Source organism: Neisseria sp. N95_16 (genome assembly GCF_002551535.2).
GTDB classification, from domain to species: domain Bacteria; phylum Pseudomonadota; class Gammaproteobacteria; order Burkholderiales; family Neisseriaceae; genus Neisseria; species Neisseria brasiliensis.
Window position 1 is genome coordinate 1 of record NZ_PDBT02000020.1, and the last position, 16,427, is coordinate 16,427.

Below are 16,427 nucleotides of genomic sequence, written 5' to 3' on the forward strand. Positions count from 1 at the left end.
CCGCCGACCGAGAAAGACATTGGACTATGAGACACCGGGTGATCTGTTTTCAGCAGCCCTTGCCAATGGCATTTGAGCGTTGCACTTGAAATGCGAATGTAAGCCGAAGACATTCGCAATAATTTGCAGTTGATTCACCGCATGTTTGCCGATAGCGCCAACGGCGTTGATGTCATTAATCATTTTATCCGCACCACTAGCGCTAAGCGCATGGAAATATTCAGAAAAGTGTTGGAAGAGTGTGGCAAGCTGGACAACAGCGTTCCGGCAACCGATGTGCAGCGCTTGGGCTATTTCAGCGCGGCGGTAAATGCCCCGATGATTATTGGCTCACGCTTCGGTCAAATGGATTTGCTGCCCGATACCATCAAAGGCCGAGTGCCGGATATTCTCACCAATGAAGCCATTAGCGAGCGCATCGACTGGTGCTTGAATGCCATGTTTCCCCATCACGCAAAATTCACCGATAAACAGGAAAAATCATGAAAAAAATCATCACGATTGCCGTGGTTGCGGCATTGGCTGCCGGCGGTTTTTACTATTGGCAGCAACAGCAAAGCGGCAAATTGCCGGAAAACATCGCCCAATCCAACGGCCGTTTGGAATTAAACCGTATTGATGTCGCCAGTTTGTATGGTGGTCGTGTGGAAAAAATGAATGTGGCCGAAGGCGATGATGTGAAAGCGGGCGATGTGTTGGCGGAATTATCGTCCGATACCAGCTCCAGCCGCTTGGCAGAAGCGCAGGCAGCGGCACGCCGTCAGCAAGAAGCGGTTACGCGTGCGCAAGCCGCTAAAGCGCAAACCCAGCAATCGGTTGCCCGCGCGCAAGCCAATGTCGATTCCGCCCGTCAGCAGCAGCGTGTGGCGAAACTGGAATTAGACAACGCCCGCAAATTGCTGGCTGATCAATTGGTTTCGCGTTCGGAAGTGACCAAACGCCAAGCGGATTACGAACAAGCTACTGCCGGTGTAAAAGCCGCCGAAGCCGCCCGCGATGAAGCGCAAGCTGTGGTGGCACAAACCGGCGCGCAAATTGCCGAAGCGCGTGCCGGTGTGGAACAAGCTGAAGCACAAGTGAAATCCGCCACGTCTGCCAATGATGATATGAACATCCGTGCGCCGATTGATGGCCGCGTGGAATACAAAATTGCTGAAGTCGGCAACGTGATTGCAGCAGGCAACAAAATTGTCAGCCTGTTGGATCCGACTGACGTATCGATGAATGTTTTCCTGCCGACCGACAGCATGAGCCGTCTGAAAGTCGGTGATGAAGCACGCATCAAACTTGACGGTATCGATGCCGTGTTCCCTGCCACCATTCAATTTATTGCTACTGATGCGCAATTTACGCCGAAATCGGTGGAAACCGAAAGCGAGCGCGCCAAGTTGATGTTTAAAGTGAAATTGCAAGTGCCATCTGAAACCGCCTCACGTTACAACCGCTTGCTAAAAGGCGGCTTGACCGGCAACGGCTTTGTGAAAACACAAGAAGGCGAATGGCCGTCTGAATTGGCGGTGAAGCTGCCGCAATAAGCTTTCCATATTTTCAGACGGCCTTAAAGCAACACAGGTCGTCTGAACCACACGAGTGAAATAACCATGACAACAACCGCCGTTTCCCTTTCTGCTGTTTCCCACCGCTACGGCAAAGTGCAGGCGCTGGATAACATATCGCTTGAAATCGAGCGCGGCCAGACCGTGGGTCTAATCGGCCCCGATGGTGTGGGCAAATCGACTTTATTGTCGCTGATTGCCGGTGTGCGCGTGATTCAAGATGGCAACGTGTCGGTGTTGGGTGGCGACATGGCCGACAAAGAAACGCGGCGGGAATTGTCGCACCGCATTGCCTATATGCCGCAAGGTTTGGGACAAAACCTTTACCGCACCTTATCCGTATATGAAAACATCGATTTCCACGCGCGTTTGTTCGGCTTGAAAGCGCAAGAACGTGAAGAGCGGATTGCGCGTTTGGTGGCGGCAACGGGTTTGGATCCGTTTATCGACCGCGCGGCAGGCAAACTTTCCGGTGGCATGAAGCAGAAATTAAGCCTGTGTTGCGCCTTGGTACACAATCCCGATTTATTGATTTTGGACGAACCGACCACCGGTGTCGATCCCTTGTCGCGCCGCCAATTCTGGACGCTGGTTAACGATTTGCGCCAAGAAAACCAAGGCATGACGGTGATTGTCGCCACTGCCTATGTGGAAGAAGCGCAGCAATTTGAGCAGCTGTTGGCGATGGACGACGGCAAACTGTTGTCCAACCAATCCACGCAATCGGTTTTGGAAGAGTATGGCACCGAAGAGCTGGAAGAAGCCTACATCAAAATGTTGCCGGAAGAAAAACAGACCGAAGGCATTTTAAACATCACGCCGTTTACGCCTGATCCTGATTTGCCGCCGGCCATTGAAGCGCATGGCTTGACCAAGCGTTTTGGTGATTTTACCGCCGTCGATCAGGTTAGCTTTACCATTCCGCAAGGCGAGATTTTTGGCTTTTTGGGCAGCAACGGCTGTGGTAAATCTACCACCATGAAAATGCTCACCGGCTTGCTGGAAGCCACTGAGGGTACGGCTGAGTTGTTGGGTAAACCGATTGATGCAGGCGGCACCGACGTGAAAATGCGCGTGGGTTATATGTCGCAAGCGTTTTCGCTGTATGAAGAATTGAGCGTGCGCCAGAATTTGGATTTGCATGCCAAACTTTATCAATTGGGTGACAAAGGCAAAGCGGCGGTAGAGGATGCATTGCATCAATTTCAATTGGATGAAGTGGCCGATACTGCGCCGTCATCGCTGCCTTTGGGCATTCGCCAGCGCCTGCAATTGGCTGCGGCGTGTCTGCATCACCCTGAAGTGTTGATTTTGGATGAGCCGACTTCGGGCGTTGATCCGGCAGCCCGTGATATGTTTTGGCGCCATTTGCTCAAGCTCTCGCGCGAAGACAAAATCACCATTTTTGTCTCCACCCACTTTATGAACGAAGCCGAGCGTTGCGACCGCATTTCCTTTATGCACAAAGGCCGCGTGTTGGGCGTGGGCACGCCGGAAGAATTGACCCGCGAGCAAAACGCACCGGATTTGGAAGAAGCGTTTGTGCAGTATTTGATTGAAGCGGAAGGCGAAACAGAATCCGGTGAAAAAACAAGCGACCCCAGCCAATCTGCGCCCGCTGCTTCAGACGGCCTACCATCAACTGCATCACAGCCAACTTCTTATAATCCGACAGCCAACGGCGAAACCGCCGCGCAACTGGCCGCCCGCGTGATTCAGGCCGACAGACAGCAAGACAGGCCGTCTGAAAATCATGACACCGAATCCGTTTCAGGTGGCCTTGTTAGCCATTCTGCGCAAAATACGCCATCACATGCAGAAAGCAGCACAGAAAATACGTTTAATCCAAACCAACAATCGGTTCCGCAAAATGATGACTTTGCTTCTACGGAACATATCTCTATGCCGTCTGAAAACCAAGCCACGGATAAGCAGCCGGTTAATACACGTTCAGACGGCCTGAATACGCTCACGCCGTCTGAAAACGCCCATCACAAGCGCGATACCGAATCATTGAAATATTGGCTGGCAACGGTGTTCACTTTTGCAAGGCGTGAAACCAAAGAATTAATCCGCGACAAAATCCGCTTGGTGTTTGCCGTGTTCGGGCCGGTGATTATGTTGGCAGCGATGGCGTGGGGCGTGTCATTTGACGTGCAAAACCTAAGATTTGCTGTGTACGACCGTGACCAAACCAGCAAAAGCCGTGAATTGGTGGAATATTTTTCCGGTTCGCGTTATTTCATTGAGCAGCCGCCTTTGCAAAACGAAGCTGACATTCAGACGGCCTTACAAAGCTCGCAAGCGGTGATGGTGATGGATATTCCGCACGGCTTCGGGCGCGATGTGGCGCGTGGTTTATCGCCGGAAGTGGCTTTTTATATTGATGGCGCCATGCCGTTTAATGCGTCGAATATTCAAGGCTATGCGGCCAGTTTGGTCGGTGCATATAGTCGCGCCAAAATTGAAGCACAAGGCTTACCGATTAATCTGAATCCTTCGGCGGTGGTGGAACCGCGCATGCTGTATAACCAAGATTTCAATAGCATCAATGCGATTGCGCCGGGCGTGGTGATGCTGGTGTTGATTATGGTGCCGGCAATGATGGCGGCGGTGGGCGTGGTGCGTGAAAAAGAGATTGGTTCGATTGCCAACTTTTATGCATCGCCCGCCAGCGTCTCGCAATATTTAATCGGCAAGCAGCTGCCTTATATTGGCGTCGGCTTGATTAACTTCGCCGCCTTGGCGCTGATGCTGGTGTTTTGGTTTGGCGTGCCGTTGAAAGGCTCATTGCTGGGGGTATTGATTGGCACGGTATTGATTGTGACCGCGTCAACCGCCATGGGTTTGGTGATTTCCAGCTTTGTGCGTTCGCAATTGGCGGCGATTTTTGCGGCGGCAATCATCACGATTATCCCGACGGTCAATTATTCCGGCTTTCTGTATTCGCTTTCTGCGATGAGCGGGGCTTCGGTCATGTTCGGTAAAATCATGCCTGCATCTTGGTATCGCAATATTACCGTCGGTAGTTTCACCAAAGGCTTAAATACGGCTGATTACACCACTGAATATTCAGCAATTGCAGCCTTTGCGGCAGCGATGTTAATTTTGGCCTGTATGCTTCTGAAAAAACAGGAGAAATGATGAGAACCTTGCGCAACATTGTCACGCTGATGTTTAAGGAATTCCGCAGCCTGTTGACCGATCCGGTGTTGTTGGTATTGATTGGGTTTATGTTCACCGGCGAAATCATCAGCTCGGCGCAAATCAGCACCGATGTAAAAAATGCTACCGTCGGCATCATCGATCAAGACCGCTCAACCTTGTCGCTGCGCATCCGTGATGCTATTTTGCCGCCGTATTTCCGCGCGCCAATAGATGTGAAACGTGAAGATGCCGACGAGCTGATGGATAAAAACAGTTTGATTTTAGTGTTGGAAATTCCCCCGAATTTTGAACGTGATGTTCAGGCCGGACGCAGCCCGTCGGTTCAGCTTCTCACTGATGCCACCATGATGACGCAGGCCGGTTTGGGCTCGTCTTATCTGACCCAGATTATCAACCGCGAAATTCAGGAGTTTGTCGGCACGCCTTCGATGCCGGTGGTTTCACCGGTGATGAATATCCAGTTCAACCCCAATGGCGACAGCGTGTGGTTTCTGCCGATTATGCAGGAAGGCAATAATGCGGCTTTGCTGATTCTGATTTTGGTCGGAGCGGCGGTGATTCGCGAGCGCGAACGCGGCACCATTGAGCATCTGTTGGTGATGCCGGTGAATAGTTTTGAATTGATGATGTCGAAGATTTTGGTCAACAGTTTGGTGATTCTGGTAGTGGAATTGCTGTCGGTATGGCTGGTTGTGCATCACATGCTGGATGTGCCGATTAATGGTTCAATCGTGCTGTATGCGGCGGGCTTGTGGCTGTTTCTGTTTTGCGTGGCGTCTTTGGGCGTGATGCTGGCGACCGTTGCCCCGAGTATGGCGCAATTCGGCTTGCTGATTATCCCGATTCACATGGTTACGCTGCTGTTTTCCGGTTCGACTTCAGCACGCAGCAATATGCCTGAAGCGGCGCAAATGATTAGCGAATATTGGCCGCAAACGCAATTTGCCAATTTTTCGCAAAACGTGGTGTTTCGCGGTGCGGGCTTGGATATTGTGTGGCCGCAAATGCTCGCCTTAATGCTGCTGGGCTTGGCCTTTTTGGGCTACGCATTGCTACGCTTTAGGAAAATGCTTGAGCAGCGGGGATAATGTTTTCAGACGGCCTGAAAGATGGAAAAAGGCCGTCTGAAAGAAAATCAAATTAAAAACATTCAAAACGAAAATTAGGCCGTCTGAAAAAAGGACAATCCATGAAATCCATTCAAATATCCGCTTTATGCGCCGCTGTGTTGCTGGCCTTAACCGCTTGTCAAAGCACGCAGATTCCGCTTCATTCCGAAACTAGTGTGCCGCAATCGTTTAGCGAAAGCGAAGCGGCAAAAGGCAGCGAACAAATTGCCCAATGGTGGCAGCATTGGCATGATCCGGTGTTGAACCGTTTGATAGATCAAGGTTTGGCGCAAGGATATGATGTCAAAATCGCGGTCAGCCGTTTGAACGAAGCACGCGCCACCAGTCGGGCTGCTATTGCTGATTTGGGGCCGCAAGTCGGCTTGAGCGGCCAGGGCGGCATTGTGCGTGGCGAGGCCGATAATCTACTCTCGGGTGTGGCTGCACAAATCCCGCAGGCAGGTGCATTGGGCAGCGACACGATGGATATCAAGGGTGACCAGTTAATGGGCGGCGTATCCGCTTCGTGGGAGCCGGATATTTTCGGTCAGAAACGCAGCGATGCCGACGCCGCCTATTATGCCGCTTTGGGGCAGCAAGAGCAGGTGTATGGCGCACAAATGTTGGTGGCCGGTGATATTGCCGAAAACTATTTTAAAGCACGCGCAGTACAAGGCCGTCTGAAAGTGGCGGACGCGAGCATTCACACGCTAAAACGCTTGCAGCAATATGTGCAAGGGCGTTTCAAAGCAGGCCATGTCAGTGGCTATGAAGTGAATGAAGTCGGCGTGCAGCTCACCGCCGCCGAAGCCAAACGCGCCACGTTGCAAGCCGAATATGATGCTTATGTACGCAGCATTGCCGTGTTGACAGGTAATATGCCGCAAAGCTTTGACTTGCCGCCATCAGCTGTAGATGTGTTAGCCAAACAACCGGCCGCACCAAGCGGACAAACCCCGCAAGGTATGCTGGAGCGCCGCCCCGATTTGCGCGCCCACACCGCGCAAGTGAATGCCTATGCCGCTAAGTTGGCCAGTGCCAAAGCCGATTTACTGCCGCGTTTCAGCATTAATTTCATGGGACAAGGCGCGCGCATCGGCATTGATGGTAGCGATGCTTTGAAAGGTTGGGCAAGCCTGTTGAGCGTGGGCATTCAAATGCCGATTTTCACCAACGGCCGCATTAAAGCCAATATTGCCGCCGCCGATGCCCGCCTTCAGACGGCCTTATTGCAATACGACCAGCAGCTTCTGACCGCATTAGGTGAAGTGGATAGCGCCTATCAAAGCGTGCAGGCCATGCAGCGTCAAACCGCGTTGATGCAAACCGCTCATCGCCAAGCCGCGCAACATGCACAGGACACGGAAAAACTGTTCCGCAACGATTACAAAACCTTAGACCACGCCTTACGCGCACATTTGAACGAAAACCAAATGCAGGAAAACCTGATTCAGGCGCAGCTTGCCCGCGCGCAAATGCTGGTGTCGCTTTACAAAGCATTGGGTGGTGGTTGGTCGGATAGCATAAATTCATCGGAATCAGGTGTTTGATATAGATAAATAAAGGCCATCTGAAATGGATTAGATCATGCCAATTGATTTTCAGACGGCCTTTTTGACAGCGTGTCATGTTTGTCACATATTTTTAAGTTTACAAATTTTAACGCATTGAAAATCTGCTCAAAAATCAGTCAAAAAAATCTATTTCACCATTTTCAGACGGCCATACGATAAAATCAAAATTACCTGATTTCATAAGCCTCTAGCGATCTTACCATTTGATGACGTATTCAACTGCTTTCTCGTGAAGGCTTGAATTTTCTGCATTATGGCTGTCAAGAGGGTCAAAATGTAAAAATCTTCAGGCCATCTGAATCGGGCAAACAATCCAAAAAAACAGGGTTTGTCAAGTACTGGATTGTCGGATTGAAATACATTATATTGTGTGCCGTAAGATTAATTTATACCGTATCTTGTGTTTTCAGCTAGGACTTTGACGATGAATGCAACCACTCACTTGCAAGTAACCAAACGCGATGGCCGCTTGGAGCCGATTGATTTAGACAAAATCCACCGTGTCGTCACTTGGGCGGCCGAAGGCCTGAATAATGTATCGGTGTCGCAAGTCGAGCTGAAATCGCATATTCAGTTTTACAACGGCATCCGCACCGACGACATTCACGAAACCATCATCAAGGCCGCAGCTGACCTGATTTCACAAGATTCGCCCGACTATCAATATCTGGCCGCACGTTTGGCCATTTTCCACCTGCGCAAAATCGCTTACGGCGAATTCGAGCCGCCTCATCTGTTTGACCATGTAAGCAAACTCACCGAAGCGGGCAAATACGACCGCCATATTCTTGAAGACTACACACGCGAAGAATTTGATGAGCTGAATGCCTATATCGACCATTGCCGAGATATGACCTTCTCATACGCTGCGGTGAAGCAGTTAGAGGGTAAATATCTAGTGCAAAACCGCGTCACCCGTCAAATCTATGAAACGCCACAGTTTCTGTATATTTTGGTGGCAATGTGTTTGTTCAGCAAATATCCGAAAGCCACGCGCTTGGATTATGTGAAGCGTTTCTACGATGCGGTTTCTACCTTTAAAGTATCGTTGCCAACGCCGATTATGAGCGGTGTGCGCACACCAACCCGCCAATTCTCAAGCTGCGTATTGATTGAATGTGACGACAGCTTGGATTCCATCAACGCCACCACCAGCGCGATTGTGAAATATGTATCACAACGCGCGGGCATCGGCATCAATGCTGGCCGCATCCGTGGTTTGGGCAGCGAAATCCGTGGCGGTGAAGCGCAGCATACCGGCTGCATTCCGTTTTTCAAAATGTTCCAAGCGGCAGTGAAGTCCTGCTCGCAAGGCGGTGTGCGCGGTGGCGCGGCAACCTTGTTCTATCCGATGTGGCACATTGAGGTTGAAAACCTGCTGGTGTTGAAAAACAACCGCGGCGTAGAAGAAAACCGCGTGCGTCATTTGGATTATGGCGTGCAAATCAATAAATTGATGTATACCCGCCTGATTAAAGGCGGCAACATTACCTTGTTTTCGCCAAATGAAGTGCCGGGCTTATATGACGCATTTTTCGCCGACCAAGACGAATTCGAGCGTTTGTACACCCAATACGAGCAAGACCCGAACATCCGCAAACGCAGCGTACCGGCCACCGATTTGTTCTCATCATTGATGCAAGAGCGCGCAGGCACAGGCCGCATCTATATTCAAAACGTTGATCACTGCAACACCCATAGCCCGTTTGATCCGAGCGTGGCACCAGTGCGACAGTCTAACTTATGCTTAGAAATCGCCTTGCCGACCAAGCCGTTAAACAATATCAGCGATGAAAACGGCGAAATTGCTTTGTGTACCTTGTCCGCCTTCAACTTAGGCGCATTGAACGACTTGGACGAATTCGAAGAAATGGCCGATTTGACCGTGCGCGCCTTGGATGCCTTGCTGGATTATCAAGACTATCCGGTAAAAGCCGCTTACCATGCGACCATGAACCGCCGCACCTTGGGCATCGGTGTGATTAACTATGCGTATTACTTGGCCAAAAACGGCGTGAAATACAGCGACGATTCCGCCATCGGCCTGACCCACCGCACCTTTGAAGCGATGCAATATTATCTGCTGAAAGCATCGGTAAATCTGGCCAAAGAATATGGCACTTGCCCATTGTTTAACGAAACCGTTTATTCGCAAGGCAAACTGCCGATTGACACCTACAAAAAAGATTTGGATGCCATCTGCCAAGAGCCGCTGCATTATGATTGGGAAGGCTTGCGCGCCGACATCGTCAAATACGGTTTGCGCAACTCAACCCTGACTGCCTTGATGCCGTCTGAAACCAGCTCGCAAATCGCCAACGCCACCAACGGCATTGAACCGCCACGTGGTTTGGTGACGGTAAAGGCATCGAAAGACGGAATCTTGAAACAAGTCGTGCCCGAATTTGAAAATCTGAAAAATGCCTACGAAACCCTGTGGCAAATGCCAAGCAACGACGGCTATCTGAAATTGGTGGGCGTGATGCAGAAATTTGTCGACCAAGCGATTTCGGCCAACACCAGCTACGACCCGGGCAAATTCGAAGGCGGCAAAGTTTCTATGAAACAAATGCTGAAAGATTTGCTCACCGCCTACAAATACGGTGTGAAAACACTGTATTACCACAATACACGCGACGGCGCGGATGATACGCAGGCTGATTTGCAAGATGACGGCTGCGCGGGCGGGGCGTGTAAGATTTAAGGAACTTAAAATTTGATTTAACAGAGCTTCTTTGAGAAGTCTGTAAGTAAAATTTAGGCTTCTTGAAGAAGGATATTCATTATTGGAAATATATGAATTTTATGGATATTCCTTCGATTATTGATAGTTTGGGACAAAATGAAGAAGTAACAGTTTTAATAGCTGCTATATTAGCTTATTCAGTTAGGCAGCTGAAAATTGTTTTATGTAATAAAAATTTCTTAAAAACTGTCAAAACTTTATCTAAAGATAAGGATGCAAAATAAATGTCTTGCGATCATTTAACCATGTCATACAGCACGTTTACCAAAACACCAAACGATGCATTAAAAGAACCAATGTTCTTTGGCCAGTCAGTGAACGTAGCGCGTTATGACCAGCAAAAATATGAAATTTTTGAAAAACTGATTGAAAAACAATTGTCTTTCTTTTGGCGTCCGGAAGAAATCGACGTGTCGCGCGACCGTATCGACTATACCAATCTGCCGGAACACGAAAAACACATTTTCATCAGCAATTTGAAATACCAAACACTGCTCGATTCGATTCAAGGCCGCAGCCCCAATGTGGCGCTGTTGCCGTTGGTGTCGATTCCGGAGTTGGAAACGTGGATTGAAACATGGTCGTTTTCCGAAACCATCCACTCGCGCAGCTACACCCATATCATCCGCAATATCGTCAATGATCCGTCGGTTGTGTTTGATGATATTGTGCAAAATCAATACATCATCGCGCGTGCGGAAGACATTGCCTGCTATTATGATGAATTGATTGAATACACCCAGTATTACAATTTATTCGGTGAGGGCACGCACAATGTTAAAGGCGAATTGGTTGAAGTTTCGTTGCGCGAGTTGAAGAAAAAGCTGTATTTGTGTTTGATGTGCGTGAACGTATTGGAAGCGATTCGTTTCTATGTCTCGTTTGCCTGCTCGTTTGCCTTTGCCGAGCGTGAATTGATGGAAGGCAATGCCAAGATCATCAAGCTGATTGCGCGTGATGAAGCTTTGCACTTAACCAGTACGCAACACATGCTGAACCTGATGCGTGCCGGTGTCGATGATCCGGAGATGGCGGAAATTGCTGCCGAGCTGGAAAACGATTGCTTTGAATTGTTCAAAAAAGCGGCCGAACAAGAAAAAGAATGGGCGGCGTATCTGTTTAAAGACGGTTCGATGATTGGCTTGAACAAAGAAATTTTGGGTCAATACGTCGAATACATCACCAATCTGCGCATGCAGGCAGTGGGTTTGAAGCCGGCATTTGAAGGCGCGAGCCAAAACCCGATTCCGTGGATCAACGCGTGGCTGTCGTCCGACAATGTGCAGGTCGCGCCGCAGGAAGTGGAAATTTCTTCTTACCTGATTGGTCAAATCGATGCGGAAGTCAACGCCGACGATTTGGGCGATTTCGAGCTGTAACACTTCACTTACAAAAGGCTGTCGGATTGAGCATTTCTTTCAGACGGCCTTTTATCAAACTATGGCCATTATTAGCACACACGACAAAATTTTTGAGCTGCAAAACGGCGAAACCTTGCTGGAAGGGCTGGAGCGCACCGGCCACGAGGTCGAATACCAATGCCGCAGTGGCTATTGCGGTTCATGCCGTCTGAAGCTCATCAGCGGCAAAGTCGGCTATGATGATTTCCCATTGGCCTTTATCACGCCCGGCGAAATCCTGCCGTGTTGCTGTCGGGTCACGGAAGACATCACGCTCGATTGCCACGCTAAAATTCGCGAGCCGGATTTGTTTGATGTGGATTTGTTTGACAAAGAGTAAGAAATCATTGAAAAGGCCGTCTGAAACATTGGGTTTCAGACGGCCTTTTGATCACAAATCATTCAAAATCACCCAGAGGCCTTTGCAAAATCCCTATCTTTGGCACATTTCTTCGTTATGCGCTGCTCGAAAGCTTGCCTATCTTTGTGATATTGTCTTTGCTTTCTGCGCTGCTGCAACTTTGAACTGTACTCAAATCTAGGGATTTTACAAAGGCCTCTGCCAATCATTTTACTTCAAAGCTTCATCATCCAAAGATTTCAGCCAAGCCAGTTTTTCGCCGATTTTGATTTCCAAGCCGCGCGGTACGGGTTGGTAAAACTCAGGCTCATCCAAGCCGTCGGGCATATAGGTTTCTCCGGCGGCATAGGCGTGTGGTTCGTCATGGGCGTAGCGGTATTCGCGGCCGTAGCCCAATTCTTTCATCAGCTTGGTCGGGGCATTGCGTAAATGCACCGGCACTTCATCGCTGGCATGGTCGCGCACAAATGCGCGCATTTGGTTGTAGGCGTTGTAGCCGGCATTCGATTTCGCCGCCGAAGCCAAATACAACACGGCTTGTGCCAAGGCCAATTCGCCTTCGGGGCTGCCGAGTCGTTCAAACGTGGTGGCGGCATCGTTGGCAATCTGAAAGGCGCGTGGGTCGGCCAAGCCAATGTCTTCCCAAGCCATGCGCACGATGCGCCGTGCCAAGTAGCGCGGATCGGCGCCACCGTCGAGCATGCGGCAGAACCAATACAGCGCGGCATTAGGGTGGGAGCCGCGCACGGATTTGTGCAGTGCGGAAATCTGGTTGTAGAAACTTTCGCCGCCTTTATCGAAACGGCGGATTTGTGCGCCCAAGCTTTCGGCGAGAAATGCAGCGTCTAAGGTTTTCAGACGGCGTGTAGCGGCAGCGCGGAGCAGTTGTTCCAATAAATTCAGCATACGCCGCGCATCGCCGTCGGCTGTGTTCACCAATAATTCGCGCGCTTCCGCATCGATTTCAAAATCTTGATATTCGGGCAAGGCCAGCACTTTTTCAATCAATTGCTGCAAATCTTGCGCCGATAATGATTGCAACACATACACTTGCGCGCGGCTGAGTAAGGCCGGATTGACTTCAAATGATGGGTTTTCCGTGGTCGCACCGATAAAGGTCAATAAACCGCTTTCCACATGCGGCAAAAAAGCGTCTTGCTGCGCTTTGTTGAAACGGTGCACTTCATCGACAAATAAAATCGTTGCCCGACCTTGCTGCAAGGCGATTTCGGCTTTTTCGATGGCTTCGCGAATGTCTTTCACACCGGAAAACACGGCTGACACGGGCAGAAACTGCGCATTGAAACTTTGCGCAAGAATGCGTGCCAAGGTGGTTTTACCCACGCCGGGTGGCCCCCACAGCAGCATGGAATGCGGTTTGCCGCCTTCTACCGCCACGCGCAGCGGTTTGCCTTCGCCGATTAAGTGCTGCTGGCCGATGACTTCGTTTAAAGAATGCGGGCGCAGGCGTTCGGCGAGCGGTGCGTCGGGTTGGCGGGTAAATAAATCATTCATGGCAGATTCCGTTTCAGACGGCATTGTGGTTTTCTTGCCGGATATTATAGCGCAAGCGTTCGCATGATTCAGAGCCTTGCTGTATAATATGCCGGAAATTTAAACCGTGGCGCTGGTTAATCAGTGAGCGGTCAAAGTAGGGCGATTGAGGCGGGATGGCCGCGCCCATTATTATTTTGATTTAAATGTTCCTTTTGGAAGGTTACAGAATGAAAAAAATCTTGGCAGCCGCTGTGTCGGCTTTATTGTTGGGCGCATGCGCCAGCGGCACATCAATGAACGGCTTAGGCAGCGGCACCGGTATCGGCAGCAGCGTGGTGAAAATGGCGGTGGAAAACCAATGCCGCACCGAATTGAACAAACGCAACGAATGGCGCATGGTGGCTTTGGCCATGTCGGCTGAAAAACAAGAAGAATGGGAAAGCAAAATTTGCGGCTGCGCCAGCGAAGAAGCGCCTAATCAACTGACTGCCAACGAAATGATGCAGGTTTTGAGCCCAAGCACCCGCACGCAAGCATTGGCGACTGTGACCGCCAAAACCGTGACTGCTTGTGTAAAACGCGTTTACACCGGTAATTAATTGTTCAGACGGCCTGAATATCAATCAGGCGTCTGAAATCTTTAATGATTCAAACAGATACAGAGTAGAAAACATGAAATACATCAGCACTCGCGGTGCCACTGCGCCGAAATCGTTTAGCGAAGTATTATTGATGGGCTTGGCACCCGACGGCGGCTTGATGCTGCCCGAGCATTATCCGCAAGTGGACGACGTGACCCTGCAAAAATGGCGCACGCTGAGCTATCCTGAGCTGGCGTTTGAAATCATCAGCCTGTTTGCTACTGATATTCCAAGCGATGATTTGCGCGATATTGTCAACCGCACCTACACCGAAGCCGCGTTCGGCACCAAAGAAATCACACCTGTGCGCAGCCTTTCAGACGGCATTAAAATCGAAGCGTTGTCTAATGGCCCAACCTTGGCTTTTAAAGACATGGCAATGCAGTTTTTGGGTAATGCGTTTGAATATGTGTTGAACAAAGAAGGCAAGCAAGTCAATATTTTGGGCGCGACCAGCGGCGACACCGGTTCGGCGGCTGAATATGCTTTGCGCGGCAAAAAAGGCGTGAATGTATTCATGCTCTCGCCGGAAGGCAAAATGAGCGCGTTCCAACGTGCGCAAATGTTCAGCCTGCAAGACGAAAACATTCACAACATCGCCGTAGAAGGCATGTTTGACGACTGCCAAGACATCGTAAAAGCCGTGCAAAACGATGCCGAATTCAAAGCCAAATACCATGTCGGCACGGTTAACTCGATTAACTGGGGCCGCATCGTGGCGCAAGTGGTGTATTATTTCGCCGGCTATTTCAATGCCACCACCAGCAACGAGCAAAAAGTAAGCTTCTGTGTGCCGAGCGGTAATTTCGGTAACGTGTGTGCCGGCCATATCGCGCGCCAAATGGGTTTACCGGTACACCGCTTAATCGTGGCAACCAATGAAAACGATGTATTGGACGAGTTTTTCAAAACCGGCCGTTACCAACCGCGCACCACCGAACATACCCACGTTACGTCCAGCCCGTCGATGGACATTTCCAAAGCGTCGAATTTTGAGCGTTTTGTGTTTGATTTGATGGATCGCGATGCCGATAAAATCCAAAGTTTGTGGGCTGAAGTGGCTTCGGGTAAAGGCTTTGATTTAAAAGACCAATTAGAAGAAATTCACGAAAAATATGGCTTCGTATCGGGCAAATCGACCCACGCCGACCGCTTGGATACCATCCGCCAAGTGTACGAGCAAGACGGTGAACTGATCGACCCACATACCGCCGACGGCGTAAAAGTGGCGCGTGACGTGCGTGAAGCGGGCGAGACTATTGTTTGCTTGGAAACCGCTTTGGCAGCCAAGTTCGACCAAACCATTTACGAAGCGGTGGGCGATGTGACCATTCCGCGTCCGGCCGGCTTGGAAGGTTTGGAAGATTTGCCGCAACGCGTTGAAGTGGTGAAAAACGATGCCGAGCTGGTGAAAAACATCATCCGCAAAGCCTTGGATTAATCGCTCATTAGGCCGTCTGAACCTAATGGATTCAGACGGCCTGAAGCATGATTGAAAACGATTATTGTCAAAATATTAGAAAGTGCCGGCAACGGCTTTTGTTCATAGGAAAAGATTCATGTCATCAAAATTTTATACTGAAAAAGTGTTGTCAGTGCATCACTGGACCGATGCTTATTTCTCTTTCACTTGTACCCGCGACGAATCATTGCGCTTTGAAAATGGCCAATTTGTGATGATTGGCCTGATGGTCGATGGCAAGCCTTTGATGCGCGCTTACAGTGTGGCATCGGCCAACTGGGAAGAGCATTTGGAATTTTTCAGCATTAAAGTGCAAGATGGTCCTTTGACCAGTCGTTTGCAGCATTTGCAAGTGGGCGATGAAGTGTTGATCAGCAAAAAGCCGACCGGCACTCTGGTGGCTGGCGACTTGAATCCGGGCAAACACTTGTATTTGTTGAGCACCGGCACCGGCTTGGCACCATTCTTGAGCGTGACCAAAGACCCTGAAATTTATGAGCAATTTGAAAAAGTGATTCTGGTGCACGGCGTGCGTTACAAGCAAGATTTGGCTTATTACGACCATTTCACCAAAGAATTGCCGGAGCATGAATACTTGGGCGAGATGGTGAAAGAAAAATTGATTTACTATCCTGTTGTATCGCGCGAAGAATTTGAACACCAAGGCCGCCTGACCGATTTGATGAAGAGTGGTAAATTGTTTGAAGACATCGGTTTGCCGCCGATGAATCCGCAAGACGACCGTGCAATGTTGTGCGGCAGCACTGCGACGAACAAAGACACCGCGGCCATTCTCGACAGCTTCGGCCTGACCCCGTCGCCAAAAGTCGGCCAACGTGGCGATTATTTAATTGAGCGCGCGTTTGTCGATCAATAATCGCTGACTGCGTTTAGCCTTCATAAGGCCGTCTGA

The 16,427-nt window shown here is 50.0% G+C and carries 13 protein-coding genes; 12 read left to right on the top strand and 1 reads right to left on the bottom strand.

The genetic code is table 11. The features are described from left to right. The first annotated feature begins 123 nt into the window (after window positions 1–123). The 9 genes from CRG49_RS04775 (at window position 124) to yfaE (ending at window position 11,893) form a co-directional block, all read left to right on the top strand. Window positions 124–486, top strand: coding sequence for a hypothetical protein (locus tag CRG49_RS04775; RefSeq protein WP_095502567.1), 363 nt, complete (start codon window positions 124–126; stop codon window positions 484–486). Next, window positions 483–1,535: an HlyD family secretion protein gene (locus tag CRG49_RS04780; RefSeq protein WP_095502568.1), complete on the top strand. Its 1,053-nt coding sequence runs from the start codon at window positions 483–485 to the stop codon at window positions 1,533–1,535. The genes CRG49_RS04775 and CRG49_RS04780 overlap by 4 nt, the downstream gene beginning before the upstream one ends. A 66-nt stretch (window positions 1,536–1,601) precedes the next feature. Continuing rightward, complete coding sequence (locus tag CRG49_RS04785; RefSeq protein ID WP_095502569.1) at window positions 1,602–4,700, top strand: ABC transporter ATP-binding protein/permease; 3,099 nt, start codon at window positions 1,602–1,604, stop codon at window positions 4,698–4,700. Beyond that, window positions 4,700–5,812 (top strand): ABC transporter permease, encoded by a 1,113-nt coding sequence (locus CRG49_RS04790; RefSeq protein ID WP_095502570.1) that lies wholly within the window; start codon window positions 4,700–4,702, stop codon window positions 5,810–5,812. Before CRG49_RS04785 ends, CRG49_RS04790 begins: the two co-directional genes overlap by 1 nt. A 101-nt stretch (window positions 5,813–5,913) precedes the next feature. Beyond that, window positions 5,914–7,383, top strand: coding sequence for an efflux transporter outer membrane subunit (locus tag CRG49_RS04795; RefSeq protein WP_095502571.1), 1,470 nt, complete (start codon window positions 5,914–5,916; stop codon window positions 7,381–7,383). Window positions 7,384–7,831: 448 nt separating this feature from the next. After that, complete coding sequence (nrdA, locus tag CRG49_RS04800) at window positions 7,832–10,111, top strand: class 1a ribonucleoside-diphosphate reductase subunit alpha (RefSeq protein ID WP_095502572.1); 2,280 nt, start codon at window positions 7,832–7,834, stop codon at window positions 10,109–10,111. 101 nt (window positions 10,112–10,212) lie between these two features. Beyond that, complete coding sequence (locus CRG49_RS13110; protein WP_154143366.1) at window positions 10,213–10,377, top strand: hypothetical protein; 165 nt, start codon at window positions 10,213–10,215, stop codon at window positions 10,375–10,377. A gap of 21 nt (window positions 10,378–10,398) precedes the next feature. Then, entirely contained in the window at window positions 10,399–11,532 is a 1,134-nt protein-coding gene (nrdB, locus tag CRG49_RS04805; protein ID WP_095502596.1) for a class Ia ribonucleoside-diphosphate reductase subunit beta, read from the top strand. A 61-nt stretch (window positions 11,533–11,593) separates the two neighbouring features. Next, complete coding sequence (gene yfaE, locus CRG49_RS04810) at window positions 11,594–11,893, top strand: class I ribonucleotide reductase maintenance protein YfaE (RefSeq protein WP_095502573.1); 300 nt, start codon at window positions 11,594–11,596, stop codon at window positions 11,891–11,893. A gap of 231 nt (window positions 11,894–12,124) precedes the next feature. Here the strand turns inward: yfaE and CRG49_RS04820 are convergent, their stop codons facing one another. Then, window positions 12,125–13,429, bottom strand: coding sequence for a replication-associated recombination protein A (locus tag CRG49_RS04820; protein WP_095502574.1), 1,305 nt, complete (start codon window positions 13,427–13,429; stop codon window positions 12,125–12,127). A 209-nt stretch (window positions 13,430–13,638) separates the two neighbouring features. On the opposite strand from CRG49_RS04820, the gene CRG49_RS04825 reads away from it, so the two are divergent. The 3 genes from CRG49_RS04825 to CRG49_RS04835 all read left to right on the top strand — a co-directional run bounded on the left by CRG49_RS04825 (window position 13,639) and on the right by CRG49_RS04835 (window position 16,391). Further along, on the top strand, window positions 13,639–14,010 hold the full coding sequence (locus CRG49_RS04825; protein WP_095502575.1) for a hypothetical protein: 372 nt from the start codon (window positions 13,639–13,641) through the stop codon (window positions 14,008–14,010). A gap of 73 nt (window positions 14,011–14,083) precedes the next feature. Then, window positions 14,084–15,493 (top strand): threonine synthase, encoded by a 1,410-nt coding sequence (thrC, locus tag CRG49_RS04830; RefSeq protein ID WP_095502576.1) that lies wholly within the window; start codon window positions 14,084–14,086, stop codon window positions 15,491–15,493. Window positions 15,494–15,611: 118 nt separating this feature from the next. Further along, entirely contained in the window at window positions 15,612–16,391 is a 780-nt protein-coding gene (locus CRG49_RS04835) for a ferredoxin--NADP reductase (RefSeq protein WP_095502577.1), read from the top strand. Window positions 16,392–16,427 lie beyond the last annotated feature (36 nt).

What these genes read in the sequence shown, in the direction of transcription:
- CRG49_RS04790 (WP_095502570.1), top strand. Translation starts at nt 4,700, where the DNA reads ATGAGAACCTTGCGCAACATTGTCACGCTGATGTTTAAGGAATTCCGC.
- CRG49_RS04835 (WP_095502577.1), top strand. Translation starts at nt 15,612, where the DNA reads ATGTCATCAAAATTTTATACTGAAAAAGTGTTGTCAGTGCATCACTGG.
- thrC (WP_095502576.1), top strand. Translation starts at nt 14,084, where the DNA reads ATGAAATACATCAGCACTCGCGGTGCCACTGCGCCGAAATCGTTTAGC.
- yfaE (WP_095502573.1), top strand. Translation starts at nt 11,594, where the DNA reads ATGGCCATTATTAGCACACACGACAAAATTTTTGAGCTGCAAAACGGC.
- CRG49_RS13110 (WP_154143366.1), top strand. Translation starts at nt 10,213, where the DNA reads ATGGATATTCCTTCGATTATTGATAGTTTGGGACAAAATGAAGAAGTA.
- CRG49_RS04825 (WP_095502575.1), top strand. Translation starts at nt 13,639, where the DNA reads ATGAAAAAAATCTTGGCAGCCGCTGTGTCGGCTTTATTGTTGGGCGCA.
- nrdA (WP_095502572.1), top strand. Translation starts at nt 7,832, where the DNA reads ATGAATGCAACCACTCACTTGCAAGTAACCAAACGCGATGGCCGCTTG.
- CRG49_RS04795 (WP_095502571.1), top strand. Translation starts at nt 5,914, where the DNA reads ATGAAATCCATTCAAATATCCGCTTTATGCGCCGCTGTGTTGCTGGCC.
- CRG49_RS04780 (WP_095502568.1), top strand. Translation starts at nt 483, where the DNA reads ATGAAAAAAATCATCACGATTGCCGTGGTTGCGGCATTGGCTGCCGGC.
- CRG49_RS04785 (WP_095502569.1), top strand. Translation starts at nt 1,602, where the DNA reads ATGACAACAACCGCCGTTTCCCTTTCTGCTGTTTCCCACCGCTACGGC.
- CRG49_RS04820 (WP_095502574.1), bottom strand. Translation starts at nt 13,429, where the DNA reads ATGAATGATTTATTTACCCGCCAACCCGACGCACCGCTCGCCGAACGC.
- nrdB (WP_095502596.1), top strand. Translation starts at nt 10,399, where the DNA reads ATGTCATACAGCACGTTTACCAAAACACCAAACGATGCATTAAAAGAA.